This is a genomic window from Streptomyces antioxidans (genome assembly GCF_000968685.2).
GTDB lineage: Bacteria > Actinomycetota > Actinomycetes > Streptomycetales > Streptomycetaceae > Streptomyces > Streptomyces antioxidans.
Window position 1 is genome coordinate 98,380 of the sequence record NZ_LAKD02000044.1, and the last position, 25,028, is coordinate 123,407.

The 25,028-nt window shown below is 73.3% G+C and carries 17 protein-coding genes; 12 read left to right on the forward strand and 5 right to left on the reverse strand.

What is annotated here, in order from left to right; genetic code table 11:
- Positions 1–3 precede the first annotated feature (3 nt).
- Both VT50_RS18625 and VT50_RS18630 read right to left on the reverse strand, forming a co-directional pair.
- Positions 4–1,512 (reverse strand): alpha/beta hydrolase, encoded by a 1,509-nt coding sequence (locus VT50_RS18625; protein WP_046085988.1) that lies wholly within the window; start codon positions 1,510–1,512, stop codon positions 4–6.
- Between the two features lie 211 nt (positions 1,513–1,723).
- Positions 1,724–4,495, reverse strand: a complete 2,772-nt coding sequence (locus VT50_RS18630) for a flippase-like domain-containing protein (RefSeq protein WP_046085987.1) — start codon at positions 4,493–4,495, stop codon at positions 1,724–1,726.
- A gap of 300 nt (positions 4,496–4,795) precedes the next feature.
- On the opposite strand from VT50_RS18630, the gene VT50_RS18635 reads away from it, so the two are divergent.
- From VT50_RS18635 to VT50_RS18660, 6 genes are all read left to right on the forward strand, one after another.
- Positions 4,796–5,185, forward strand: coding sequence for an MGMT family protein (locus VT50_RS18635; RefSeq protein ID WP_046085986.1), 390 nt, complete (start codon positions 4,796–4,798; stop codon positions 5,183–5,185).
- Between the two features lie 592 nt (positions 5,186–5,777).
- Positions 5,778–8,957 carry an ATP-dependent helicase gene (locus VT50_RS18640; protein WP_420822203.1) on the forward strand — a complete coding sequence of 1,060 codons (3,180 nt, stop codon included), beginning with the start codon at positions 5,778–5,780 and terminating at the stop codon, positions 8,955–8,957.
- Positions 8,958–9,121: 164 nt separating this feature from the next.
- Positions 9,122–12,886: an ATP-dependent DNA helicase gene (locus tag VT50_RS18645; protein ID WP_240529204.1), complete on the forward strand. Its 3,765-nt coding sequence runs from the start codon at positions 9,122–9,124 to the stop codon at positions 12,884–12,886.
- A 54-nt stretch (positions 12,887–12,940) separates the two neighbouring features.
- Entirely contained in the window at positions 12,941–14,344 is a 1,404-nt protein-coding gene (locus tag VT50_RS18650) for a M20/M25/M40 family metallo-hydrolase (protein WP_046085984.1), read from the forward strand.
- Between the two features lie 51 nt (positions 14,345–14,395).
- Positions 14,396–15,331, forward strand: coding sequence for an NAD(+) diphosphatase (nudC, locus tag VT50_RS18655; RefSeq protein WP_046085983.1), 936 nt, complete (start codon positions 14,396–14,398; stop codon positions 15,329–15,331).
- A gap of 119 nt (positions 15,332–15,450) precedes the next feature.
- Positions 15,451–16,287, forward strand: a complete 837-nt coding sequence (locus VT50_RS18660; protein ID WP_046085982.1) for a M55 family metallopeptidase — start codon at positions 15,451–15,453, stop codon at positions 16,285–16,287.
- A 67-nt stretch (positions 16,288–16,354) separates the two neighbouring features.
- Here the strand turns inward: VT50_RS18660 and VT50_RS18665 are convergent, their stop codons facing one another.
- On the reverse strand, positions 16,355–16,612 hold the full coding sequence (locus tag VT50_RS18665) for a mycoredoxin (protein WP_046085981.1): 258 nt from the start codon (positions 16,610–16,612) through the stop codon (positions 16,355–16,357).
- Positions 16,613–16,759: 147 nt separating this feature from the next.
- On the opposite strand from VT50_RS18665, the gene VT50_RS18670 reads away from it, so the two are divergent.
- The 4 genes from VT50_RS18670 to VT50_RS18685 all read left to right on the forward strand — a co-directional run bounded on the left by VT50_RS18670 (position 16,760) and on the right by VT50_RS18685 (position 20,250).
- The gene (locus VT50_RS18670) at positions 16,760–19,054 is read left to right on the forward strand and encodes an ATP-dependent DNA helicase UvrD2 (protein WP_078840696.1); all 2,295 of its coding nucleotides are present in this window, start codon (positions 16,760–16,762) and stop codon (positions 19,052–19,054) included.
- Between the two features lie 143 nt (positions 19,055–19,197).
- Entirely contained in the window at positions 19,198–19,464 is a 267-nt protein-coding gene (locus VT50_RS18675; RefSeq protein ID WP_075200327.1) for a hypothetical protein, read from the forward strand.
- Positions 19,465–19,579: 115 nt separating this feature from the next.
- Positions 19,580–19,942 (forward strand): WhiB family transcriptional regulator, encoded by a 363-nt coding sequence (locus VT50_RS18680; RefSeq protein WP_020868576.1) that lies wholly within the window; start codon positions 19,580–19,582, stop codon positions 19,940–19,942.
- Positions 19,939–20,250 carry a hypothetical protein gene (locus tag VT50_RS18685; RefSeq protein ID WP_046085979.1) on the forward strand — a complete coding sequence of 104 codons (312 nt, stop codon included), beginning with the start codon at positions 19,939–19,941 and terminating at the stop codon, positions 20,248–20,250. The genes VT50_RS18680 and VT50_RS18685 overlap by 4 nt, the downstream gene beginning before the upstream one ends.
- A gap of 149 nt (positions 20,251–20,399) precedes the next feature.
- On the opposite strand, the gene VT50_RS18690 is transcribed toward VT50_RS18685, so the two are convergent.
- Together VT50_RS18690 and VT50_RS18695 are read right to left on the reverse strand one after the other, a co-directional pair.
- Positions 20,400–21,788, reverse strand: coding sequence for an ABC1 kinase family protein (locus VT50_RS18690; protein ID WP_046085978.1), 1,389 nt, complete (start codon positions 21,786–21,788; stop codon positions 20,400–20,402).
- 74 nt (positions 21,789–21,862) lie between these two features.
- The gene (locus VT50_RS18695) at positions 21,863–23,077 is read right to left on the reverse strand and encodes a ThiF family adenylyltransferase (protein WP_079343854.1); all 1,215 of its coding nucleotides are present in this window, start codon (positions 23,075–23,077) and stop codon (positions 21,863–21,865) included.
- Between the two features lie 204 nt (positions 23,078–23,281).
- On the opposite strand from VT50_RS18695, the gene VT50_RS18700 reads away from it, so the two are divergent.
- On the forward strand, positions 23,282–23,911 hold the full coding sequence (locus VT50_RS18700; protein ID WP_046089330.1) for a M48 metallopeptidase family protein: 630 nt from the start codon (positions 23,282–23,284) through the stop codon (positions 23,909–23,911).
- Positions 23,912–24,080: 169 nt separating this feature from the next.
- A partial coding sequence (locus VT50_RS18705) for a TerD family protein (RefSeq protein ID WP_143645238.1) occupies positions 24,081–25,028 on the forward strand: 948 nt, incomplete at its 3' end.

A 25,028-nucleotide genomic window follows, 5' to 3' on the forward strand; every position in this document is an offset into this window, starting at 1 on the left:
GCTCTAGGCGCAGACCTTGCCCTTCGGAGGCACCGTGCCCTTGAGCAGATAGGCGTTGACCGTCTTTCGGACACAGGCGTTGCCGCTGTCGTACGCCCCATGGCCCTCGCCCTTGTAGGTGAGCTGGACGCCGACCCCGGGGCCCAGCTCCTTCGCCATCCGCGCGGCGCCCTCGTACGGGGTGGCCGGGTCACCGGTGTTGCCGACGACCAGGATCGGCGCGGCCCCCTTGGCGCTCACGTCGGGCGTGCTCCAGGCGCCGTGGACCGGCCAGTCGGTGCACTGGGTCAGGCCCCACGCCATCATGTCGCCGAAGACGGGGGAGACCTTACGGAAGGCGGGCACCTTCCGCTCGATGTCCGGGACCGTATAGCGCTGCTTGAAGTCGGCGCAGGTGATGGCGGACAGAGAGGACTGGAGGGTGCTGTACCGGCCGTCCGGGCCGCGACCGTTCATGGCGTCCCCCAGGGCCAGCAGGATCCTGCCGTCGCCCTGCTGGGCGCCCGCGATCCCCTGGGTGAGGTACTGCCAGTACTCCCGCGAGTACAGGGACTGCGCGATGCCGCCGTCGGCCAGGGACTCGGTCAGCTTCCGGCCGCCGTAGCCGCGCACCGGACGGCCGTCGAGCCGCTTCAGCAGCGTGCGGATCCGGCTCTGGGTGGGGCAGCTGGAGGCGCTGTCCCTGGGGCACGCCTTCAGATAGTCGTCGAGGGCGCGCTGGAACCCCTTGGCCTGGCCGAGCGCGCCCTGTTCCGGCGTCTGCATGGGGTCCACCACCCCGTCGAAGAGGGCGCGCCCCACGTTCTTCGGGTACAGATGGGCGTAGACGCCGCCGAGTTCGGTGCCGTAGGAGACCCCGAAGTAGTGCATCTTCCTGTCGCCGAGGACGCGCCGCATCAGGTCCATGTCCCGGGCGGCGTTGGTGGTGCCGACGTACGGCAGGATCGTGCCGGAGTTCTTCTCGCATCCGGCGGCGAAGGTCTTGACCCGGCGGACCAGGCCCTTCACCTCGGCGTTGTCGTTCGGGGTGGAGTCGGCGGCGTAGTAGGCGTCGAGCTGCCGGTCCGAGAGGCAGCGCACCCCGCTGCTGCGGCCGACCCCGCGCGGATCGAAGCTGACCAGGTCGTAGCGGGTGCGCAGTTGCTTGTAGCTGCCCGCGAGCGCCGGGAGGGTGGCCACGCCCGAACCGCCGGGCCCGCCGAAGTTGAAGATCAGCGAGCCGATCCGGTGCCGCCGGTCGGTGGCCTTGGCGCGGATCATGGCGATGCCGATGGTCTTGCCGCGCGGTTTGCGGTAGTCCAGTGGCACATGGAGCGTCGCGCACTCCCACTCCCCGCCCGGGGCCTTGGTGGCGGCCGCGTCCTGGCTCGAGGAGGGGGCGGGGCAACTGGACCAGTCCAGCTTCTGGTGGGCCGAGGTGTCCGGCCGTCCGCCGCCGCCACCGCATCCGGCGGCCAGGGCGGTCAGCAGCAGGGCGGCGGACAGCGCACCGAGGCGCAGAGGTCGGGACACGGCGGCTCTCCCGTGGGTGGGGGTACCGCCATCGTGCGGTCCGTGGCCGCCGCACGCGCGCACAGCGGGGGCGTACGGGTGAGGGGAGCGGCGGGTGCCCGGTGCCCTCTGGAGCCCTCCAGAGGGGCCTCGGGAGGGCTCCGGAGGGGCCTCTACGGGTGCTGCACGCCGCTTTCGCGGGGTGACGGGTGACGTGGGTGGGGGCGAGCCCCTACAGCGCCTCCTTGCGGGTGAGGTGGGTGAAGGCCACCCAGCCGGGCAGCACCGGCAGCCAGAAGACCATCAGCCGGAAGAGCAGCACCGCGGGCGCCGCCGTCTCGTACGGCAGTCCGGCGAAGGTCAGACCCGCGATCAGGGCGGCCTCGACCGCGCCCACACCTCCGGGGGTGGGCGCCGCCGACCCCAGGGCGTTGCCCGCGAGGAAGACGACGGCGATGCTCGCGTAGCTCAGCTCACCGCCGAACGCCCGGATCGCGGAGTCGAGGCACATCACGTTCGCGACCGTCAGCAGCAGGGTGCCGCCGATCCCGGCGAGCAGCTTCCTGGGCCGCTGGAGCACGTCCAGCATGCGCGGGACGACGCCCGCGAACAGCGACCGCACCCGGGTGGAGACGAACTTCCGCAGCACGGGAATGGCGGTCACCACCAGCACCAGTACGGCGGCCGTCAGCAGCCCGGCGATCACCGTCCGGGACGGCGAGAGCGCCGGGGTGCGCTCGGTGCCCGTGATGTAGCCGAAGGTCAGCAGCAGCACGATATGGCTGGCGAGGCCGAACAGCTGGGAGGCGCCCACACTGGCCACCGCGAGCCCTGGCCGCACCCCCGCGCGCTGGAGGAACCGGGTGTTGAGGGCGACCCCGCCGACCGCAGCGGGCGCCACCAGCTTCACGAACGAGGCGGCCACCTGCGCCAGCACCGTCCGCCCGAGGGGCACCTTCTCCGGTACGAAGCCGAGCAGGCTCAGCGCCGCGGCCAGATAGGTGAGCGCGGAGAAGACGACCGCGAAGATGACCCAGATCCAGTTGGCCTCGCCCACCATGGCGCCCAGCTTGAGATGGGTGAACTGGGACAGCAGGAAGTACGCGGCGAAGGCCCCCGCGCAGAAGCTGACCAGGGTGCGCGGCTTGATGCGCTCCAGCCGCTCGGGCTCTATCGGCGCCTGCGGCCTCACCAGCAGCACCTGCTGGCGGATCTGGGAGAGCAGGTCCTCCTCGCGGGCGTCCTCCAGGGCCTCCTCGATGGCGCGCTTCTCCGCCTGCTTCTCGGCCTTGGCCGTCTTACGGTCACCGGCCGCCACCTCCGGGCCCCCGGTGGCCTCCTGGGCCTGACTCGCCTCGGTCTCCCGGGCCTCCTTGGCCTCCTTGGCGGCGTGGGACGCCTCCAGGACGGCCTCCCGGTGGCGCTGGGCGCGCTCGCGCGCGAGCTGGCGCAGGGTCGCGCGGGTGCCCCGGCCGAGCGCCAGGGGCTGCAGCAGCGGAAGGCTGTCGGCGATCGCGTCCGGACCGAGGACGTCCACGGCGGCGGCCACGGAGCGCTCGGCGCCCACCCGCAGGCCCAGGGTGGTCAGCAGCTGTGCGATGTCCATCCGCAGCACCACGTCACCGGCCGCGATCTCACCGCCGCGCAGATCGGTGAGGAACACCGTGCCGTTGCGGTCGACCAGCAGGGCGTCGCTGTCCAGCCGCCGGTGGGCGATCCGCCGCGACTGGAGCGCCTGGACCTGGTGCCAGGCCCCGGCCAGCAGTTCGTCGGTGACCGCCTCGTCCGGCAGAGCGTGCAGCGGGCGCCCGCCGACGTGCTCGTAGACGAGCATCACGGCGTCCGGGCCGAGCTCGGAGGTGGCGATCAGCTTGGGCGCGTTGGCCCCGGCGGCGATGGCCGCGTAGGCGAGCAGCGCCTCCTGCTCCAGGGCCTGGCGCAGCGTCTGGAGGCTGCGGGGCGGGGTGATCGTCCGCAGGGTCAGCCGCTGCCAGACGCCGTAGAAGAAGCCCTGCGCCTGCTGTTCCCGGTCGACGACCGTGACGTCCAGGGGCGGGCCGTCCTCCAGGGTGACCAGATAGCGGCGGCCCCGGTCGCCGTGGCCGCCGTGCTCGTCCTCGGGCTCCTCTGCGCGCAGGGCGCTGACCGGATTGAAGCCGACCCGGCGCAGCCCGGCGAGCAGGTGCTGGCCGGTGGGGCGCACATTGGGGGAGCCGACCGCGTAGAGCGTGCCGTAGGCGACCGCCCAGCCGATGAGCACCGTAAGGATGATCGAGAAGGGTGTGGTGTAGCCGCCCACGAGCACCGCGAAGGCGTCGAGCAGCAGCACGCACCACATGGCCACCCGCCAGCGCGGGCGCCGGGCCATGCCGACGGCCGTCATATAGGCGATGACGGGGGCGAGGTAGCCGTGCACGGGGTCGCTGAAGGCGCCGCCGGGGGCGGGCTGGGTAAGGGCCTCGCGGAGCGAGCCGGGGGCGCCTCTGGCGACCCAGAGGTCCATGGCGAGGGACACCCCGTGGGCCAGCACCGCGGCCAGCACGCCGTCGGCGATCCGCAGTCCGTCCCGTTTGATCAGCCGCTCGAAGGCGAAGGCCACCGGCAGGACGAGGACGGCCACTCCGGCCGTGAGGCCCGCGAAGTCGATCAGTAGCGGGGGCGCCTGGTTGGCGCCGTGCCCGATGTCCTTCTCCAGACCCGCGGTGGTGCCGTGGGCGAAGGCCGCGATGGCGAGCACGAGGGCCATGCCGAGGATCCCGAGCAGCATCCGCAGCAGATCGGCGGGGCGGTGCACACGGGCGGGCAGCAACGGCTCGTCGCCGGAGACCCGGTCCACATGGTCCTCCGGTCCGTCCGGGCCGCAGTCATCCCCCTCGCCCGGAGCCTCTGCCTCTGGCCGACCGGGCGGTGTCGTGGAGTGCGGCAACGCCTCCGGGGCGCGGGCCTCCTCCTCCGGAGGCTGCGCACCCTGGTGCTTCGCCGTCTCTTCTTGATCTCGTATCACCAGTCACCGCCCGGAAGATGGTGGCATGCCCGGGCTGCGGAGGGGGGCATCAGGGTGCATTTCGGGGATGTGGACCCCGAATGGTACGCCCCGCTCAGGATTCCCGCGCAATGCGTGATCGAACCGCGATCCGGCCCGGAACGGGCCTGTGGCCACCCCGCGCGGGGCGTGCGGTGGGGCGCTCTGCGGCGCGTGCGGGGACGCGCTCTGCGGGGCGTGCGGAGGGGCGTGCGGCGCGGCTGTGTGCGTGTGGCGCGGCTGTCGTCGGGGCTGTCGGAGGGGTGCGGCAGGATGGGGCGGATGAGCCGGGAGAGCAGGGAGAGCAGGGAGCCGGAGGGCGGGGACGGCATCGAGGAGCTGCCCGAGTACGCCGAGCGGGTGCTGGAGGTGGCCGAGCTGATCCCCTCCGGCCGCGTGATGACCTATGGGGACGTCGCCGAATGGCTGGAGGAGGGCGGCCCGCGCCAGGTGGGGCGGGTGATGGCGCTCTACGGGGGCGCCGTGCCGTGGTGGCGGGTGGTGCGCGCGGACGGTGTGCTGCTGCCCGGCCACGAGCTGCGCGCCCTTGACCACTATCGGGAGGAGGGCACCCCGCTGCGCGAGGCGGCGCGCTCGGCCGAGGGCCATGTGCCGCGGATCGACATGGCCAGGGCGCGGTGGGACGGGGGCGGGCAGGACCACGGCCGGTAGCGGGGCTGCTTCCGGCGGCGCCGCGGGCCGGGGGCGGCCGTCCCCGGGGACGGCGGACGCGCGCTCGTGCCGGGTCGCGGTGAGCACGAGGCCCTGCCGGATTGCGGTGAGCACGAGGTCGTGCCGGGTCGCGCGGAGCGCGGGGCCGTACGCGTGCCCGATGCACCCGTGGCTCAGCCCGCGTCCGTACGGACGTCCGATGAGCGGGAGGCCGTACCGGTGTGCGGTGCGCGCCGGGCCGTACCGGCGTGTCGTGAGCGCCGGGCCGTATCGGTGTGCCATGGGCGTGCGGCCGTACCGGTGTGCCGCGAGCATCGGGCCGTACCGGCGTGGTGTGAGCGTGCGGCCTGACCCATATGCGGTGGGCCCGCGGTCGTACCGGCGGTATCCACAGCCATCCGGGTGAGGCCCCGCGGCGCATGAGAGGCTGTCCCGCACCCAGCGAACCCACCAGGACCGGCGATCCAACGTGAGCTCCTCCCCCTCGTCCCTTCCGCGGCAGCGGCGGGCACGGCAGCCGTCCTCACGGCAGTCGGCCCAGGGCGGTTACCGCCTGCTCCGTCATCGGCCGGAGCCAGGTGCCCTTCCTGTCCTGGACGCACGGCAGCGCGCCGTGGTTGAGCATCGGGGCGGTCCTTTGCTGGTGCTCGCCGGGCCCGGCACGGGCAAGACGACGACGCTCGTGGAGGCGGTGGCCCGCCGGGTGCGCGAGGGCGCGGACCCCGAGCGGCTTCTGGTGCTCACCTTCAGCCGTAAGGCGGCCGTCGAGCTGCGCGACCGCATGTCCGCGCGCCTGGGCGGCGCGAGCGCCCCGCGGGCCACGACCTTCCACTCCTATTGCTACGCACTGGTCCGCGCCCACCAGGACGTCGATCTCTTCGTGGATCCGCTGCGGCTGCTCTCCGGACCGGAGCAGGACGTCGTCGTCCGGGAGCTGCTGGCCGGTCAGGCCGAGCTGGCGAGCGAGGGCCGGGCCTTCGTCCGCTGGCCGGACGACCTGCGCGCCTGCCTGACCACGCGGGGCTTCGCCGACGAGGTGCGCGCGGTGCTGGCCCGCAGCCGGGAGCTGGGCCTCGGCCCGCGGTCGCTGGGGGAGTTCGCCGAGCGCACCGGGCGCCCCGACTGGTCCGCGGCGGCCGGCTTCCTCGCCGAATACCTCGACGTCCTGGACGCCCAGGGGGTGCTGGACTACGCGGAGCTTGTGCACCGCGCGGTGCTGCTTGCCGGGCGACCGGAGGTCGCGGCCGAGCTGGCGGGGCGGTACGACGCCGTGTTCGTCGACGAGTACCAGGACACCGACGTGGCCCAGGGGCGGCTGCTGCGGGCGCTCGCGGGCGGCGGCAGGGAACTGCTCGCCTTCGGCGACCCCGATCAGTCGATCTACGCCTTCCGTGGCGCGGACGTGGGCGGCATCCTCGGCTTCCGCGAGGACTTCCCGCGAGCGGACGGGCGGCCCGCGGACATGGAGGTCCTTACCGTGTCCCGCAGGTCGGGGGCCGCGCTGCTCGCGGCCACCCGGCGGATCACCGGCCGGATGCCGCTCACCCGGCTGCCCGCGCGAGCCGTAAGGGCGCACCGTGAGCTCGCGGCCGTCCGCGACGGCGGCCGCGTCGAGGCGTACACGTACCCCACCCCGGGCGCCGAGCTCGACAATGTGGCGGACATCCTGCGCCGCGCCCATCTGGAGGACGGGATGCCGTGGCGCGAGATGGCCGTCCTGGTGCGCGCCGGGGGGCGCTCGATTCCGGGCGTGCGCCGGGCGCTCACCTCGGCCGGAGTCCCCGTCGACGTGGACGGCGATGACATCCCGCTGCGCCATGAGCCCGCCGTGGCCCCCTTGCTGACGGCGCTGCGGGCGGCCGCCACGGCCGCGCTGCCGGACAGCGGCGGGCTGTCCGCGGTCCTCGGCGTCGAGACCGCCCTGACGCTGCTCGCCTCGCCCCTCGGCGGTATGGACGCCGCCGATCTGCGCCGCCTGGGCCGTGCCCTGCGCGAGGAGGAGCGGTCCGCCGGGCGGGCGGTGCCGCGCCCCTCCGACGTCCTGCTCGCCGAGGCGCTCGCCGAGCCGGAGCGGCTGGCCGTTCACGACCCGGCGTACGCGCGCGGCGCGCAGACCCTCGGGCGGCTGCTGCGCACGGCCCACGAGACGCTGGTCCGGGGCGGCACCGCGGAACAGACGCTGTGGGAGCTGTGGGACGGCACCCCCTGGCCCGGCCGGCTGGAGCGGGCCGCCCTGCGCGGCGGCACCGCCGGGCGGAACGCCGACCGCGACCTGGACGCGGTGTGCGCGCTGTTCGAGACCGCCGCGCGCGCCGAGGAGCGCACCGGCGGCCGCGGCGCCCTCAACTTCCTGGAGGAGATCGACGCCCAGGACATAGCCGCCGACACCCTCTCCCGCCGGACAGCCCGCCCCGACGCCGTACGGCTGATGACCGCCCACCGCTCCAAGGGGCTGGAATGGGCCCTGGTGGTCGTCGCGGGGGTGCAGGAGGGGCTGTGGCCCGATCTGCGGCGGCGCGGCTCGCTCCTGGAGGCCGACCGGATCGGCAGGGACGGGCTGGCCGAGCCGCTGCCGCCGGGCGCGCTGCTGGCCGAGGAGCGGCGGCTGTTCTACGTGGCGACGACGCGTGCCAAGGAGCGGCTTGTGGTCACCGCCGTCAAGGCCGCGTCCGAGGACGGGGACCAGCCCTCCCGCTTCCTCGCCGAACTGGGCGTCCCGCCCACCGACGTCACCCACCGGCCGCGCCGTCCGCTGTCCGTCGCCGCGCTCGTCGCCGAGCTGCGCGCCACCACCGTCGACCCGGACGCCTCGGAGGCGCTGCGGGACGCCGCAGCGCGCCGCCTGGCGCGGCTCGCTGCGCTGCGCGACGAGGAGGGCCGCCCGCTGGTCCAGGCCGCCCACCCCCACCGCTGGTGGGGGCTGTACGAGCCGACCCACAGCGAGGTCCCGCTGCGCGACCGGGACCGGCCCGTGGCGCTGTCCGGCAGCGCGCTCGACCAGCTCGTCAACACCTGCTCGCTCCAGTGGTTCCTGGGGCGCGAGGTGAAGGCGGACGCGCCCTCGACGGCCGCCCAGGGCTTCGGCAACGTCGTGCACGTCCTGGCCGACGAGGTCGCCTCCGGCCGCACCCCGGCCGATCTCGCGGTCCTCATGGAGCGCCTGGACTCCGTATGGGACGCGCTCGCCTTCGACGCCCCCTGGAAGTCACGGCAGGAGAAGGAGCAGGCGCGGGCGGCCCTGGAGCGCTTTCTGCGGTGGCATGTGATGGAGCGCGGCGGCCGCACCCCGGTCGCCACCGAGCACCCCTTCGATGTCACGCTCGAAGCCGACGTCTATAAGGTGCGCATCCGCGGCAGCGTGGACCGCGTCGAGACGGACGCCCAGGGGCGCGCCTATGTGGTCGACTTCAAGACCGGTAAGCAGGCCGTGACCCGTGGCGACGTCGAGCACCACCCCCAACTGGCGGTCTATCAGCTGGCGGTGCGCGAGGGCGCCGTGGACGACGTCTTCGACGGCGGACGCCCCGAGCCGGGCGGTGCGGAGCTCGTCCAGCTGCGCCAGGGCGCGGCCAAGAAGGACGGCGGCGACGACGTCCCCAAGGTCCAGGCCCAGGAGCCGCCGGACGGGGAGTGGGTGGGGCGGCTGCTCGCTACCGCGGCCGGGCGCGTCCTGGACGAGCGGTTCACCCCGAGCACGGGCGACCACTGCGAGCGCTGTGCCTTCCGGGCCGCGTGCAGCGCGCGGGCGGAGGGGCGCCATGTGGTCGAGTGACACTGCACGGGCTGGGGGCGCCATGTGGTGGGGTGACGCCGTCGCGCACGGGGTTGGGGCGGCGCGGCACCGGGCCGACGACGTCGCCCGTCGGGCCGTTGCCCCGGGGCGGCCGTCGACCGGCGTGGCGGGGCGTGTCGGTGGGCACCGATAGCCTCACTGGAGTGTCAGCCCGCATCACCGATCCCGAGGAGCTCAAGGAACTCCTCGGGATCCCGTTCACCCCGGAGCAGGTGGCGTGCATCACCGCACCGCCCGCCCCGCAGGTGATCGTCGCCGGGGCGGGTTCCGGAAAGACCACGGTGATGGCCGCCCGCGTCGTCTGGCTGGTCGGCACCGGACAGGTCGCGCCCGACCGGGTGCTCGGCCTGACCTTCACCAACAAGGCCGCCGGAGAGCTCGCGGAGCGCGTCCGTAAGGCCCTCATCACGGCGGGCATCGTGGACCCGGACCCGGATCCGGGCGCCACCGAGGAGGCGCCGGGCGAGCCCGTCATCTCCACGTACCACGCCTTCGCCGGACAGCTGCTCAAGGACCACGGGCTGCGCATCGGCCTCGAGCCGAGCGCCCGGCTGCTCGCCGACGCCACCCGCTTCCAGCTCGCGGCGCGCGTCCTGCGTTCCGCCCCCGGCCCGTATCCGGCGCTCACCCGCCCGTTCTCCGACCTGGTCACCGATCTGCTCGCGCTCGACGCCGAGCTCGCCGAGCACCTGGTCCCCACCGGGCGGCTGCGCGCGTACGACACCGAGCTGCTGCGGACGCTGGAGGGCACCCGGCTCACCAACGAGGCGCTGCGCAGGGTGCCCGAGGCCGCCCGCGCCCGCCAGGAGCTGCTGGGCCTGGTCGAGGCGTACCGCGAGGAGAAGCGCCGCCGCGATCTGCTCGACTTCGGCGACCAGATCGCCCATTCGGCCACTCTGGCCCTGGACCACCCGGAGGTCGGCCGGATCCTGCGCGAGCAGTTCGCGGTCGTCCTGCTCGACGAGTACCAGGACACCTCCGTCGCCCAGCGGCTGCTGCTGTCCGGCCTCTTCGGCGGCGGCACCGGACACCCCGTCACCGCCGTCGGCGACCCCTGCCAGGCCATCTACGGCTGGCGCGGCGCCTCCGTGGCCAACCTGGACGACTTCCCCGAGCACTTCCGGCACGCCGACGACAGCCCGGCGAGGCGCTTCGCGCTCAGCGAGAACCGGCGCAGCGGCGGCCGCCTCCTGGACCTCGCCAACGGGCTGGCCGCCCCGCTGCGCGCGATGCACGAGGGCGTCGAGGCGCTGCGCCCCGCGCCCGGCGCCGAGCGGGACGGAGCGGTGCGCTGTGCGCTGCTGCCCACCCACGCCGAGGAGCTGGCCTGGCTCGCCGACTCCCTCGCCCACCTGGTGCGCACCGGCACCCCACCCGGTGAGATCGCGGTGCTGTGCCGTACGGCGGGTGACTTCGCGCGGATCCAGGGCGCATTGGTGGAGCGAGACGTTCCGGTGGAGGTGGTGGGCCTGTCGGGGCTGCTGCACCTGCCGGAGGTCGCCGATCTGGTGGCCGTCTGCGAGGTACTCCAGGACCCGGGGGCCAACGCCGCGCTGGTCCGTCTGCTCACCGGGCCGCGCTGGCGGATCGGCCCCCGCGACCTCGCGCTGCTCGGCCGCCGCGCCCGTGCGCTGGTCTCTTACGGCGGTCATGACGGGGCGGAGGACGATCCGGACCGACGGCTCGCCGAGGCCGTCGAGGGCACCGACCCCGCCGAGGTGATCTCCCTCGCCGACGCCCTCGACACCTTCCTGGAGGCGGGCGGCGGCCCGGACGACGGGCTGCCCTTCTCGGCCGACGCACGGGTCCGGTTCGCCCGGCTCGCCGCCGAACTCCGCGAGCTGCGCCGCTCGCTGGCCGATCCGCTGATGGACGTCCTCCACCGGGTCCTGGCCACCACGGGTCTCGAGGTCGAGCTGTCCGCCTCACCGCACGCCCTGGCCGCACGCCGCCGCGAGACCCTTGGCAACTTCCTGGACGTCGCGGCGGCCTTCGCGGGCCGGGAGGGCGGCGCGGCCTTGGACGGCGCGGCGGCGGGTGGTGCGGCGGCGGGGGACGCGGCCATGGGCGGCGCGGCGGTGGGGGGCGCGGCCACCCTGCAGGGCTTCCTCGGCTTCCTGCGCACCGCCGCGCAGTACGAGAAGGGGCTCGACAACGCCCTGCCCGGCGGCGAGGACACGGTCAAGGTGCTCACCGCCCACAAGGCCAAGGGGCTGGAGTGGGATGTGGTGGCGGTGCCTGGGCTGGTCGCCAAGCAGTTCCCGAGCGAGCAGTCCCGCGAGTCCTGGACGGCGAACGCCAAGGTGCTGCCGCACGAACTGCGCGGGGACGCGCGGACCCTCCCGGACGTCACCGCCTGGGACGGCAAGGGGATCGCCGCCTTCAAGGACGCCATGAAGGGGCATCAGCGGACCGAGGAGCTGCGGCTTGGCTATGTGACCTTCACCCGGCCGCGCTCGCTGCTGCTCGGCTCCGGGCACTGGTGGGGCCCCAGCCAGAAGCGTCCGCGCGGCCCGTCGGGCTTCCTGGACGCACTGCGCGAGCACTGCGAGGCCGGGTACGGCGAGATCGAGGCATGGGCCGAACCGCCGGAGGAGGGCGCGGAGAACCCGGCCCTGCGGACGTCGGAGGCCGACCTGGCCTGGCCGCTTCCGCTGGACCCGGCGGCGCTGCGCCACCGGCGCCACGCCGCCGATGTGGTGCTCGCCCATCTGGCGCGCATCGAGGCGGCGGGGGAGGGGCCGACCGCGCGGGACGGGGGGCACCCCTCGGCGGACGGGAACCTCTTTCCGGAGCCGCCGGAGGAGCTTGAACCGCCGGAGGAGCGTGAGCCCCCGGAGGACCCGGAGTGGCCCGAGCCTCCGGAGGATCCTTACGGTTCGTACGAGGACGGGCGGTACGACGACACGTCGCCCCCCGACCCTTACGACGTACCAGAACCCGGCGTACCGGAGCCCGGCGTACCAGAACCCGGCGCCCCGGATCCTGGTGTGCCCGATCTCACACAAGGCCCCGTCGAGGACGAGCTGGCGCCCGAGGAGGCCCGGCTGGTCGGCTCCTGGGACCGCGATCTGGACGCGCTCGCCGGAGAGCTGCGCCGGGCTCGGGAGACCGTCCACGAAGTGCCGCTGCCGGGCACGCTCACCGCGTCACAGCTGCTGCGCCTCGCCGCCGACCCGGACGGCTTCGCACGGGAACTGGCCCGCCCCATGCCCCGGCCGCCGCGCCCCGCCGCGCGGCGCGGCACCCGCTTCCACGCCTGGGTGGAGGCGCGCTTCGAGGCGCTGCCGCTGCCCTTCCTCGGCCCGGACGAGCTTCCGGGCGGCGAGGACGACGAGGCGGAGATCGCCGACGAGCGGGATCTGGCCGCGCTCAAGGAGGCGTTCGCCCGCACGCCGTACGCCCGTCGCACCCCTTACCGCGTGGAGGCGCCGGTCCAGCTGACCCTGGCGGGCCGCACCATCCGCGGCCGGATCGACGCGGTGTACCGCGAGTCCGGCACGGGCCCCGACGACGGCCCGCGTTACGAGATCGTCGACTGGAAGACCGGCCGCTCGCAGGACGCCGACCCGCTCCAGCTGGCCATCTACCGCGTCGCCTGGGCCGAACAGCACGGACTGCCCCTGTCGGCGGTCACGGCGGCCTTCGTGTACGTACGCAGCGGTGAGGTGGTCCGCCCCGCCGGGCTGCCCGGCCGGGCCGGGCTCGAGCGCGTCCTGCTCGGGGAGCCGGGGGACACGGACGTCGGCGGGGAAGCGGACGTCGGCGCGGACGCGGAGGCCGTCGGGGACGGAGACACGGACCTCGGCGGGTACACAGACCGGGACGCCGACACGACCGGAGACGCCGACACGAGCGGAAATGACCGAATCGATACCGGAACCGTCACCGAGAGCGAGCGCACCTGAGCACCCCGGAGGCCCCCGCCCCCGCCCCGCCGCGGGCCGGATAGGCTCACATGCATGAGCAACACCCCGGACACGGACAACGCCGTCCGCGCCTTCGCGGACGGCCATCGCGCCGCCTTCCTCGCCGAGCTCTCCGAGTGGCTGCGCATCCCGTCCGTATCCGCCGACCCGGCCCGCGCCGAGGACGTCAGGCGCGGTGCCCGGTGGCTCAGGGACCACCTGGCCGCCACGGGCTTCCCGGTGACTGAGATATGGGACACACCGGGCGCCCCGGCCGTGTTCGCCGAATGGCCGTCCGGTGATCCCGACGCCCTTACGGTGCTCGTCTACGGTCACCACGACGTCCAGCCCGCCGACCGCGCGGACGGCTGGCGCACCGACCCCTTCGAGCCCGTCATCGAGGACGGCAGGCTCTACGCCCGCGGCGCCGCCGATGACAAGGGGCAGGTCCTCTTCCACACCCTGGGGATACGGGCGCACCTGGCCGTGACCGGCCGCAGCGCGCCCGCGGTGAACCTCAAGCTGCTGATCGAGGGCGAGGAGGAGTCCGGCTCCCCGCACTTCCCCGAGCTGGTCCGCGCGCACGCCGAACGGCTGGGCTGCGACACCGTGATCGTCTCCGACACCGGGATGTGGTCCGAGGACACCCCGACCGTCTGCACCGGCATGCGGGGCCTGGTCGAGTGCCAGATCGACCTCCACGGCCCCGGCCAGGACATCCACTCCGGCTCCTTCGGCGGCGCGGTGCCCAACCCGGCCACCGAGGCCGCCCGGCTGGCCGCCGCGCTGCACGACGACGACCGTAAGGTGGCCATCCCCGGCTTCTACGACGGCGTCGTGGAGCCGACCGACCATGAGCGCGAGCTCTTCGCCGAGCTGCCCTTCGACGAGGCGGGCTGGCTGCGGACCGCGCATTCTCGGGCCGCGCTCGGCGAGGCCGGGTACTCCACCCTGGAGCGGATCTGGGCCCGTCCGACCGCCGAGGTCAACGGCATCGCCGGGGGCTACCAGGGGCCGGGCGGAAAGACCATCGTGCCCTCGGCCGCCCAGCTGAAGCTGTCCTTCCGGCTGGTGGCGGGGCAGGAGGTGGAGAAGGTCCAGTCGGCCGTGCGGGACTGGGCCGCCGCGCTGATCCCGGCCGGGATCCACCATGAGATCACCTATTGGGGCGCCACCCGCCCCTGTCTGACCCCGCTGGACCACCCCGCGCTCCAGTCGGTCGTGCGCGCCATGGGGCGTGCCTTCGGCCAGAAGATCCTGTTCACCCGAGAGGGCGGATCGGGCCCCGCCGCCGATCTCCAGGACATCCTCGGCGCTCCGGTGCTCTTCCTGGGCATCTCGGTGCCGTCCGACGGCTGGCACGCGCCCAACGAGAAGGTCGAGCTCGGCCTGCTCATGAAGGGCGCAGAGACGGCCGCCCACCTCTGGGCCGAGCTCGCCGAGAAGGGACGGGAATAGCTTGCTCTGTTATGTGAACCACCCATTGCACTGGGGGAGTTGGAAGCAGTCGTGACCACCTCGACCGACCACGCCGCCGACCGGCCGATCACGCTCAGCGCCCCGAGCGGCATCGACCGCTCCGCGCACCACCGCTTGGACGAGGCGTGGCTGGCCGCGGCCTGGAGCCACCCGACGACGCGCGTCTTCGTGGTCTCCGGCGGCCAGGCCCTGGTCGACGACACCCCGGACGGCCGTACCGAACTCGTCATGACCCCGTCCTTCGAGGCCCCGCCCACCGAGACCCACCGCTACTTCCTGGGCACCGACCAGGAGGGCGTGCGCTACTTCGCGCTCCAGAAGGACTCCCTGCCGGGGCGGATGGACCAGTCCGCGCGCCCCGCCGGGCTGCGCGAGGCGGGCGTGCTGCTGTCCGAGCGTGACGCGGGGCTGCTGGTGCACGCGGTCGCGCTGGAGAACTGGCAGCGGCTGCACCGCTTCTGCTCACGCTGCGGTCAGCGCACGGTGATCGCAGCGGCGGGCCATATCCGCCGCTGCCCGGCGTGCGGGGCCGAGCACTACCCCCGCACCGACCCCGCCGTGATCATGCTGGTGAAGGACGAACAGGACCGGGCGCTGCTGGGGCGCCAGGTGCACTGGCCGGAGGGGCGCTTCTCGACGCTGGCGGGCTTCGTGGAGCCGGGCGAGTCGATCGAGCAGGCCGTGGTCCGCGAGGTGGCGGAGGAGGCGGGCGTCACGGTCGGCGAGGTCGATTACGTGGCCAGCCAGCCGTGGCCGTTCCCGTCCAGTCTGATGCTCGGCTTCATGGCCCGGGCCACGTCCTCCCGGATCCAGGTGGACGGGGAGGAGATCCACGAGGCCCGCTGGTTCTCCCGGGAGGACCTGCGGGCCGCGATCGAGTCCGGGGAAGTTTTGCCTCCCTCCGGCATCTCGATCGCGGCCCGGCTGATCGAGCTCTGGTACGGCGGGCCGCTGCCGCGGGGCTGAGGCGGGGGCAGCGCGACTGACGCAGACCGCGCGGCTGACGCGGAGGCGCGTCACCGAGACGATGCGGACGTTGTGATCACCGGTTCTCGGCGGTCGACGGCCAGAGTGGAGGCAGCGGCGTGCAGGTGTACATCAGCGCTGACATGGAGGGCGTCACCGGGTTGGTGGGCGCACAGGACGTGCAGGCCGGCGGGCGGGACTACCCCCATGGCCGGGTCATGATGACCGAGGACGTGAACGCCGCCGTGCGCGGCGCGCTCGCGGCCGGTGCCACGCGGGTTCTGGTGAATGACGCCCACAGCACCATGCGGAACCTGCTCGCGGATCAGACCCACCCCGAGGCGGAGCTGGTCAGGGGCAAGCCCAAGCGGATGGGCATGCTCGAAGGACTGGACGGTGACTTCGGCGCGGTGCTGTGCGTCGGCTACCACTCGCGTGCCGGTGCCCTGGGCGTGCTCAGCCACAGCTACATGGGGCACGAGATCGAGGACATGTGGTTGGACGACCGGCCCATGGGAGAGATCGGATTCGCCCATGCCACGGCCGCCGCACTGGGGGTGCCCGTGGTGATGCTCTCCGGTGACGACGCGGCCTGCGACGAGATGACGGCCTGGGACGCCCGGGTGGTCACGGCCCCCGTCAAGTACGCCACGGATCGGTTCAGCGCTCGGCTGAGGCCCGCGGCCGAAGCGCGCAAGGCGATCGAGGAGGCCGCCGCCGAGGGAGTGCGCCGTGCCGACTCCCGCTCTCGGCCGCCCCGTACGGAAGCCGCCGCGACCTTGGCTGTGCGGTGGCAGTCGGCCACCGTGGCCAGCCAACTCGAGGCGATCCCCGGAGTCGGCCTGCGCGACTCGCGCACCGTAGAGGTGGCCGGGGCCGTTCCTCAGCTCTACCGGCTCTTCGGTGTGTTCATGCGCGTGGCGACGGCACTCACCGACCAGCAGCCGTACTGCTGAGCTGCCGTACGGCGACGAGACCCGCGCCCGTGGTTCTCGGGCGGGGTCTCGTGCACCGACTCTCCGGTCAGACGCCCAGCGCCTGCTTCACCTGGGCGAGGCTCGGGTTGGTCATGACGACCTCAGGACCACCGTTGGAGGAAATTACCTGAACGGTGGGCACCGTCTGGTTGCCACCGTTCGCCTTCTCGACGAAGGCCGCGGACTCCGGGTCATGTTCGATGTTGATCTCGGTGTAGGCGATGCCCTCGCGGTCCATCTGCCCCTTCAGGCGTCGGCAGTAGCCGCACCAGGTGGTGCTGTACATCGTCACAGTGCCGGACATCGGTCTTCGCTCTCCTCGGGGCCGTGGTGGTCGGGCAGAAGGTGAACGCTCACCTTCTGCCGGTCATTCCCGGATTCATATGACCGGAAGACCACGGCTGTGGACAACCCGCATCGGGCGTCTCAGGGGACCTGGCAGCATGGCGGGGTGACTGCTGCAACGTCCTCCACTCTGTTCCCGCAGGGCGCCACGCCGGGTGCCTACGCGGCCACGCCGCGTGACGCCGACGCGGTGCTCGACGGGCTCGATCCCGAGCAGCGCGAGGTGGCCACGTCCCTGCACGGCGCCGTGTGCGTGCTGGCCGGGGCCGGCACCGGCAAGACCCGCGCCATCACCCACCGGATCGCCTATGGGGTGCGCGCGGGGATACTCCAGCCCGCCAGTGTGCTGGCCGTCACCTTCACCAACCGCGCGGCGGGGGAGATGCGCGGCCGGCTGCGGCAGCTGGGCGCGGGCGGGGTGCAGGCGCGCACCTTCCACTCGGCGGCCCTGCGCCAGCTGCAGTACTTCTGGCCCAAGGCGGTCGGCGGTGAGGTGCCGCGGCTGGTCGAGCGCAAGGTGCAGCTCGTGGCCGAGGCCGCGGCCCGCTGCCGGGTCCGGCTGGACCGCAATGAGCTGCGGGACGTGACCGGCGAGATCGAATGGTCGAAGGTCACCCAGACCGTGCCCGAGGACTATCCGGCCGTCGCCGCCAAGTCCGGCCGTGAGGCCCCCCGGGACGCCGCCGAGATCGGCCGGATCTACGCCACCTACGAGCAGTTGAAGCGCGACCGCGGCGTCATCGACTTCGAGGATGTGCTGCTCCTCACGGTCGGTGTGCTCCAGGAGCGGCCGGACATCGCCGATCAGGTGCGCCGTCAGTACCAGCACTTCGTGGTCGACGAGTACCAGGACGTCAGCCCGCTGCAGCAGCGGCTGCTGGACCTGTGGCTGGGCGAGCGGGACAGCCTGTGCGTGGTCGGCGACGCCAGCCAGACCATCTACTCCTTCACCGGCGCCACCCCCGACCATCTGCTGAACTTCCGCACCCGCCACCCCCGGGCCACCGTGGTCAAGCTGATCCGGGACTACCGCTCGACCCCCCAGGTGGTTCACCTGGCCAACGGGCTGCTGTCCCAGGCCCGCGGCCGGGCCGCCGAGCACCGGCTGGAGCTGATCTCCCAGCGGGAGGCGGGCCCCGACCCGGTCTACGCCGCCTATGCGGACGAGCCCGCCGAGGCCGAGGCCACCGCCCGCCGGATCCGGGAGCTGATCACCCCGGTCGAGCAGGGGGGAGGCGGGATCCCGGCGAGCCAGATCGCGGTCCTCTACCGGGTCAACGCCCAGTCGGAGCTCTATGAGCAGGCCCTGGCCGATGCCCAGGTGCCCTATCAGCTGCGCGGCGCCGAGCGGTTCTTCGAGCGGCCCGAGGTGCGCGAGGCGGGGCTGCTGCTGCGCGGCGCGGCCCGCGGGGGAAGCGCCGACCCGGCGCTGGCGGACGCGGACATCCCGTCCCAGGTGCGGGCCGTGCTGGGCACCCGTGGCTGGACGCCCGAGCCGCCGACGGGCTCGGGCGCGGTGCGCGACCGCTGGGAGTCCCTGGCCGCCCTGGTGCGGCTCGCCGAGGACTTCGCGGCGAGCCGCCCCGGGGCCGTGCTCTCCGATCTGGTGGCGGAGCTCGACGAGCGGGCGGCGGCGCAGCACGCCCCGACCGTCGAGGGTGTGACTCTCGCCTCACTCCATGCGGCCAAGGGCCTGGAATGGGACGCCGTCTTCCTGGTCGGCCTCACCGAGGGAATGATGCCGATCACCTACGCCAAGACGGAGCCGCAGATCGAGGAGGAGCGCCGGCTGCTCTATGTGGGGGTCACCCGCGCCCGGCGCCATCTGGCGCTGTCCTGGGCGCTCTCGCGGGCTCCTGGCGGCCGGGCCTCCCGCCGCCCCACCCGCTTTCTCAACGGGCTGCGGCCCGGCTCCCAGGCCATCGGTGCCCGCACCCCGGGCGGGGCCGGTGGGATCGAGCGCGGGGCGGCATCCCCAGGCGGGGGTGGCGGGGTGCGCAGGCGGCGCGGCCCGGTCCACTGCCGGGTCTGCGGCCGGGCGCTGACCGACGCGGGCGAGATGAAGCTGATGCGCTGCGAGGGCTGCCCGTCCGAGCTGGACGAGGCGCTGTATGAGCGGCTGCGCGACTGGCGGGCCGAGCAGGCGGGGCTGCTGGGGCAGCCGACGTACTGCGTGTTCACCGACAAGACACTGCTCGCGATCGCCGAGGCCGTTCCGGGAACCGAACCGGAGCTCGCCCGCATCTCCGGTGTGGGAAGGCGCAAGCTGGACCGGTTCGGGGCCGATGTTCTCGCGCTGTGCGCGGGCCGGGAACCGCCCTCCGCACTCGACGACGAGGGCGAAGGCGATGCCGGGGGAAGCCATTCGGGTGACCCTTGGCAAAACTCGACGGAAAAATAGTTTGCGCGCGTGGAGGCCGTACCCATAGCCTTCCGAGCACGGAAGACAACGGCCCTTCCAGGAGCCGAGGATTCCGTGTTGTACTTGAACACCCGGACTGGTTTCGAACCGGTCCCTGAGACGCCGAGAGGAGGCGAAGACCAGTGATCACCTTTATCAACGCCATCAAAAAGGCCGATCGGCCGGTCGTCGCCACATGCCTGCTCGGCTCCGCGCTCCCTGGCACCGGTATGCCCGGCGCCAATGAAGCGCGTCTCAGCGAGCGACCGGTCCAGGCACCTGCGGTAGCAGCAGCGGCACAGGCGAACGCCTATGCCTTCGTGGCCAATGGTGCCGAATCCCGGACGACGCAGCAGCACCACACGATGTGGGCCTTCCGCAGGCTCGAACCCTGGAGTTATCCAGCCTGATCCAGGATCAGGTCGGCACCTTCCAGGGCCGCGGAACCCACACCGGGATCCGCGGCCCTTTTGATTTGCCAGAGCCCGGCCACCAGCCGGACCAAAGAGACGAGGAACACACACCGTGCAACTCAACGCACACGCCCCGTCCGCATCGACCGACCTGAACCGCCCGCCTGACTCCTCGGAGGACTCCTTGACCCCGCTCACCGCCCTCACCGAACTCGATGAGGCCATCGAGAACCTGGGTGTAGCCGTTCCGTGCCGCTCGTACGACCCGGAGGTCTTCTTCGCCGAGTCCCCGGCCGACGTCGAGTACGCCAAGTCGCTGTGTCAGACCTGTCCGCTGCGGGAGGCATGCCTCGCCGGCGCCAAGGACCGCCGTGAGCCCTGGGGCGTCTGGGGCGGCGAGCTCTTCGTCCAGGGCGTGGTGGTTGCCCGCAAGCGGCCGCGTGGTCGCCCGCGGAAGAACCCGGTCGCGGCATGAGCACCATCGGCACCATCGATCGCCCAGCGACGCACGACCCCATGAAGCAGGTTCCGACGATGACCCCACCGGTCTCCGAAACCCCCGCACCCGATACTTCCGGTGCGCCCGAGGCGCGCCAGAACAGGACCCGAGAGATGCAACTCATGCAAGAAGCGCTGGCGCGTGCGCATATGCACGACCGGCTGCACGAGGCCGAGTCCGAACGGCAGGCCGTTCGACTCGCCGCCGCCCGCCGGATGCAGCGGCGTGCGGAGCGTGCCTCGCTCCGCGCCCGCCGCGCCCTGGCGATGGCGGTCATGCAGTGACCACAGCAGTCATGCGGTGACCGCGATGTGCGGCACCGGCCAGAGGCGGAGCTGACACCACCACCCAACGACGGGTCCTACGCCGACCCATCGCGTGACCACCGGGGGCCGGTCCGATTCGGACCGGCCCCTCGGCTATCCCGGGGCCCCTAGACCTCTGAGCTCAGGCCGAGGTCTTCGACGTCATCCTCGGACTCCGGCTCCGCGGCGAAGCCGGGCACCCATGCCTCGAGCTCATCCCGCATCCGCACCGTGGCGCCCAGCTGGCACAGCACCCCGATGGTGCTCAGCGTCACCCGGTGGATCAGCAGATAGGCGGGCGGCAGATTCAGCTGGTTGCCCAGCTCATAGACGGGGGACTGACGGTCGGCCATCCGCGCCGCCTGGCTGCGCAGCCACTGCCGGTCGAAGACAAACGCGTCGACCTGGGCCGGTTCGAGCATCGGCAGCAGGAAGTCCAGCAGATCATCCGGGTCGAGCTCGATCGTCGGCTTGACGAACCCCTCCCCGCGCATCAGGTCATAGACCCCCGTGGCGTCGCCCTCGAGCGCCATGCGCAGCGCGATGCCGATGGGCTCCGGAAGCCCTCCCGGGAGCCGGTCCACCGAACCGAAGTCCAGCACGCCCAGCCTCCACTGGTCCGGCGGCCCGTCCGGGGCGCCACCGGTCAGCAGCCGGAAGTTCCCCGGATGGGGATCGGCGTGCAGCAGCCCGGTGCGCGATGCCCCCGAGAAGAGGAAGCGGGCCAGCAACTGCCCGGCGCGGTCCCGCTCCTCCTGTGTGCCGTCGGCTATCACCTCGGAGAGCGGCACCCCCTCCAGCCATTCGGTGATCAGTATCTGGTCGCTCTGGTGCACCACCTCGGGCACCACGATCTCGGTGTCCTGTGCGTACTCCTCTGCGTGGGCCCGCTGGGAGGCCGCCTCCAGCTCATAGTCCAGCTCCTCGGCGACCCGCTCGCGCAACTCCGCGATCAGCGGCTTGACGTCCAGCCCCGGCACCAGCGGCCCCAGCACCCGAGCGAACCTGCTCAGTTGGTTGAGGTCGGACAGCAGCGCCTCGCCCGCCCCGGGATACTGCACCTTGACCGCCACCGTGCGCCCGTCGTGCCAGACCGCCCGGTGCACCTGCCCGATCGAGGCCGCCGCCGCGGGCTTGTCCTCGAACTCCTGGAACAGCTCGGGCCAGTCCGGGCCCAGACGCTCCTCCAGCGCCGCGTGGACCGTGCGGCTGGGCATGGGAGGGGCGGCTTCCTGGAGCTTGGTCAGGGCCGCCCGATAGGGCCTGGCGATCTCCTCGGGCAGCGCCGACTCGAAGACCGACATGGCCTGTCCGAGCTTCATGGCCCCGCCCTTGAGCTCGCCGAGGACCTTGAACATCTGCTCCGCGGTGCGCTGCTGCACCTCTCGCGCGACGATCTCCGCCGGCCGTCCCCCTATCCGCTTCCCGAGCCCCCATGTGGCGCGCCCCGCGAATCCCAAGGGCAGCGCCGCCAGTTTGGCGGTACGGGTGATCGCCTTGCGCGGCAGATCGGTCATGCGCCCCTCCAACTACAGCCGTGCCATCCGGGAAGGTGGCCCCCGGGCCCCCGTGCCCACTCCGCGGACGTGGGTCACCCGGACATTGTCGCGTGTGGTGCCTCTGTGGCCGAGGCATATACGGCATCCTCCTCCCCGGCCGCTCCGCAGCCGCATTCGGGATGTGCTTCGATCGGGCGCGCCTCCCAGATGAGCGAGGGAAGCGCCAGCTCCCACCGGACACCCGCGCCTCCGGAGGGGCGGCCATCGAGAAAGGCCAGCGCCTGGACCGCGGTGAGCCCGGCCACGACCATCGCCAGTGCCGTGTCACAGGCCGGGGCGGTGCGCCGACGGCCGGACCGCCACTGCGCGAGCATCCGTGGCCAGACGGGCTCCCGCTCGGCACGGCCCGCCGAGGCGCAGCCCACGCAGGGCGTGATCCCCGGCACCACCAGCGGGCCCACCACCCCCGTGGCCTCGATGACTCCCGCGTAGAGATGGGGTGTGCCGGAGGAGAGCAGCGGCCGGGTCTGCTCGGGATCCGGTGCGTACGCCGCGAGGCCGTCACGCGGGGCGATCACCACCAGCGCCAGCCCGGGCTCGGCCGAGGCGGTCCGCTCGCTCGAGGGGGAGGTGCGCTCTCCCGAAGGGATCCGCCCTCCTGAAGTGCCCTTCTCCCGCGAAGGGGCCCGCTCTGCCGCAGGGGTCCGCCGCCGCGTCGACCGGCGGGGGAGCGGAGCTGGCGCGGCCTGGCGCACCATGCGCCGCGCCGCCAGATCCCGGCGCTCCCCGATCTGCTCGCCCGACAGCCCGCCGGGAGCCACATCCCAGGGCTCGACACAGCCCCCGTCCACCACATCGACCCGGCCGATCCCCGAGCCCGACAGGGCGGCCGCGACCGCCGCCCCGACCCGGCCGGCACCCCGCACCTGAACCCGCATCGCCCGCCGCGCGGCGAGCAGCCGCGCCGCCGCTCCGGGCTCGGGATGCAGCACCGACAGCGACCCCGCGTCCGGCCGCAGCCGGTCCAGGACCGCCGCGGGCTCGCCGCCGTCCCTCGGCTCGTCCAGCAGACCGGCCGCCGCCAGCCGGTCCACCAGTGCGTCGGCCCGCCCCTCCGGCAGCCCGATGGCGCGGGCCTCCCGCCGCAGCAGCGGCAGACCGCGGGTGCCGTCCAGCAGCTCCAGAAAGCTGCCCGTGGCCGTGTCCACCGGCCCCATCACCACCGCATGCGCCCGGGCCACCCCGAACTGCACCGTGTCCCGGCTCCGCCAGCCGCGCCGCAGCGCGGGCTTGAGCATCGGATGCATCGCCGTCCCCCCGTCTGATGTGTTCTCGGTCGAACCGCCTTCAGCATGCGGGGAGGCGCCAGAACCCCGCAGCGCGTTATCCACAGGCGGTGGAAAAAGTCGTACGAACGCCGGCCGTACAAGCCGTGCACACCGTGGAGTGGTTCGGTCGGCAACCATTGGCGGGGCGGGACTTCCCCGGCTGCCAGCGGGTAACGTCGGGGCGTGTCCGCCGACCCGCCCCCTCGCACCGCGGGACAGAACGTCTCCCGCAGCGCCGCGAGCGCACCGAGCGCCGTCCCGAGCCCGCAGAGCCGAGGCTCCGACGCGAGCGCGGTCGAGGTCCGCCGGAGCACCCGGCGGCGTAGGACGGTCTCCGCCTATCGCGAGGGCGACCGCACCGTCGTCCTCATCCCCGCGCGGATGTCCGAGGCGGAGGAGCAGCGCTGGGTGAGGGTCATGCTGGAGAAGCTGGCCGCGCAGGAGAGCAAGCGGATGCTGGGCGACGCGGAGTTGGCCGCCCGCGCCGAGTGGCTCTCCGACCAGTACCTGGGCGGGCGGGCCCGGCCCGTCTCGGTCCGCTGGGTCACCAACCAGAACACCCGCTGGGGGTCGTGCACCCCGGCGGAGGGCAGCATCCGGCTCTCCCACCGGCTCCAGGGCATGCCGGAGTATGTCGTGGACTATGTGCTCCTCCACGAGCTGGCCCATCTGCTGGTGCCGGGGCACGGCCGCCGCTTCTGGCAGCTCCTGGAGGCGTATCCGCGCACCGAGCGGGCGCGGGGCTATCTCGAAGGGGTGGTCGCCGCCGCGCGGTTGCCGCACCTCTCCGGGCCCCCGGACGACCAGCCGTAAGGCCCCGGACGATCAGCCGTAAGGCGACCGCGCCAGGCGGTGAGGGATTCAGCCGCCCGGCCGTGCGGGAACCACATCCTCGCTCCCGGCGTCGCTCATAATCGGCGGCAGCGGCTAGCCTGGCGCGCAATGCACACACCGGTACAGCGATGGGGGACGGTCCTAACGTATGGCCAGGGAATTCCAGCGCGGCCACAAGGCCAGGATCAGTGATCTGACGGCCGGGAGGGATCTGTACGTCGGGGTGCAGATCGCCGGACCCGGCCTGACCTTCGACATCAGCTGCTTCGGTCTCGATGCGAACGAGCGGCTGTCCGACGACCGCTACTTCATCTTCTTCAACCAGCCGAAGTCCCCTGAAGAAGCGATACAGCAGCTCGGGCCGCAGGCCGGTGACACGGATTCGTTCCGCGTCACGCTTGACGGCATTCCCTCCGCCATCCAGAAGCTCTCCTTCACCGCGACCATCGACGGCGCCGGGCAGATGTCGCAGGTCGGCCCCGGCTACCTGCGGATCGTCGCGGGCGGCGAAGAGGTGGCCCGGTACTCCTTCACCGGCTCGGAGTTCAGCACCGAGCGCGCGGTGATGCTGGGCGACTTCTACCTCAAGGACGTCTGGCGGTTCGCCGCCGTCGGCCAGGGCTTCGACGGGGGACTGGACGCGCTGCTCAGGAACTTCGGCGGTGAGGTGGCCGAGGAGGAGCCCGCCCCCGCGCCCGCCCAGGGCGCCACGCCCGGGTTCGCGCCGCCCGGCCAGGCCGCCCCCGCACCGGGCTTCGCACCTCCGGCCGGGGCGCCCGCCCCGGCGGCTCCTCCGCCCGCCGCCCCGCCCGCCCCGGAGCCCGCCCCCGCCTTCGGCGCTCCCCAGGGAACGCCACCCCAGCAGGGCTCGCCACCCCAGGGCACGCCGCCTCCCGGTACGCCCCAGGGCACGCCCCCGCAGGGCGGCCAGCCGCCCGCCCCCGGCACCCCGCAGATGCACGGTGCCCCCACCATCGCCGCGCCCATCGCGCCGCCCGGCCAGGTACCGCCCCCGCCGCCGGGCCAGTACCCGGGCCAGCAGCCCCCGTACGGCCAGCAGCCGGGCCAGGGCCAGGCCCCGCCCGCCCCTTCGCCC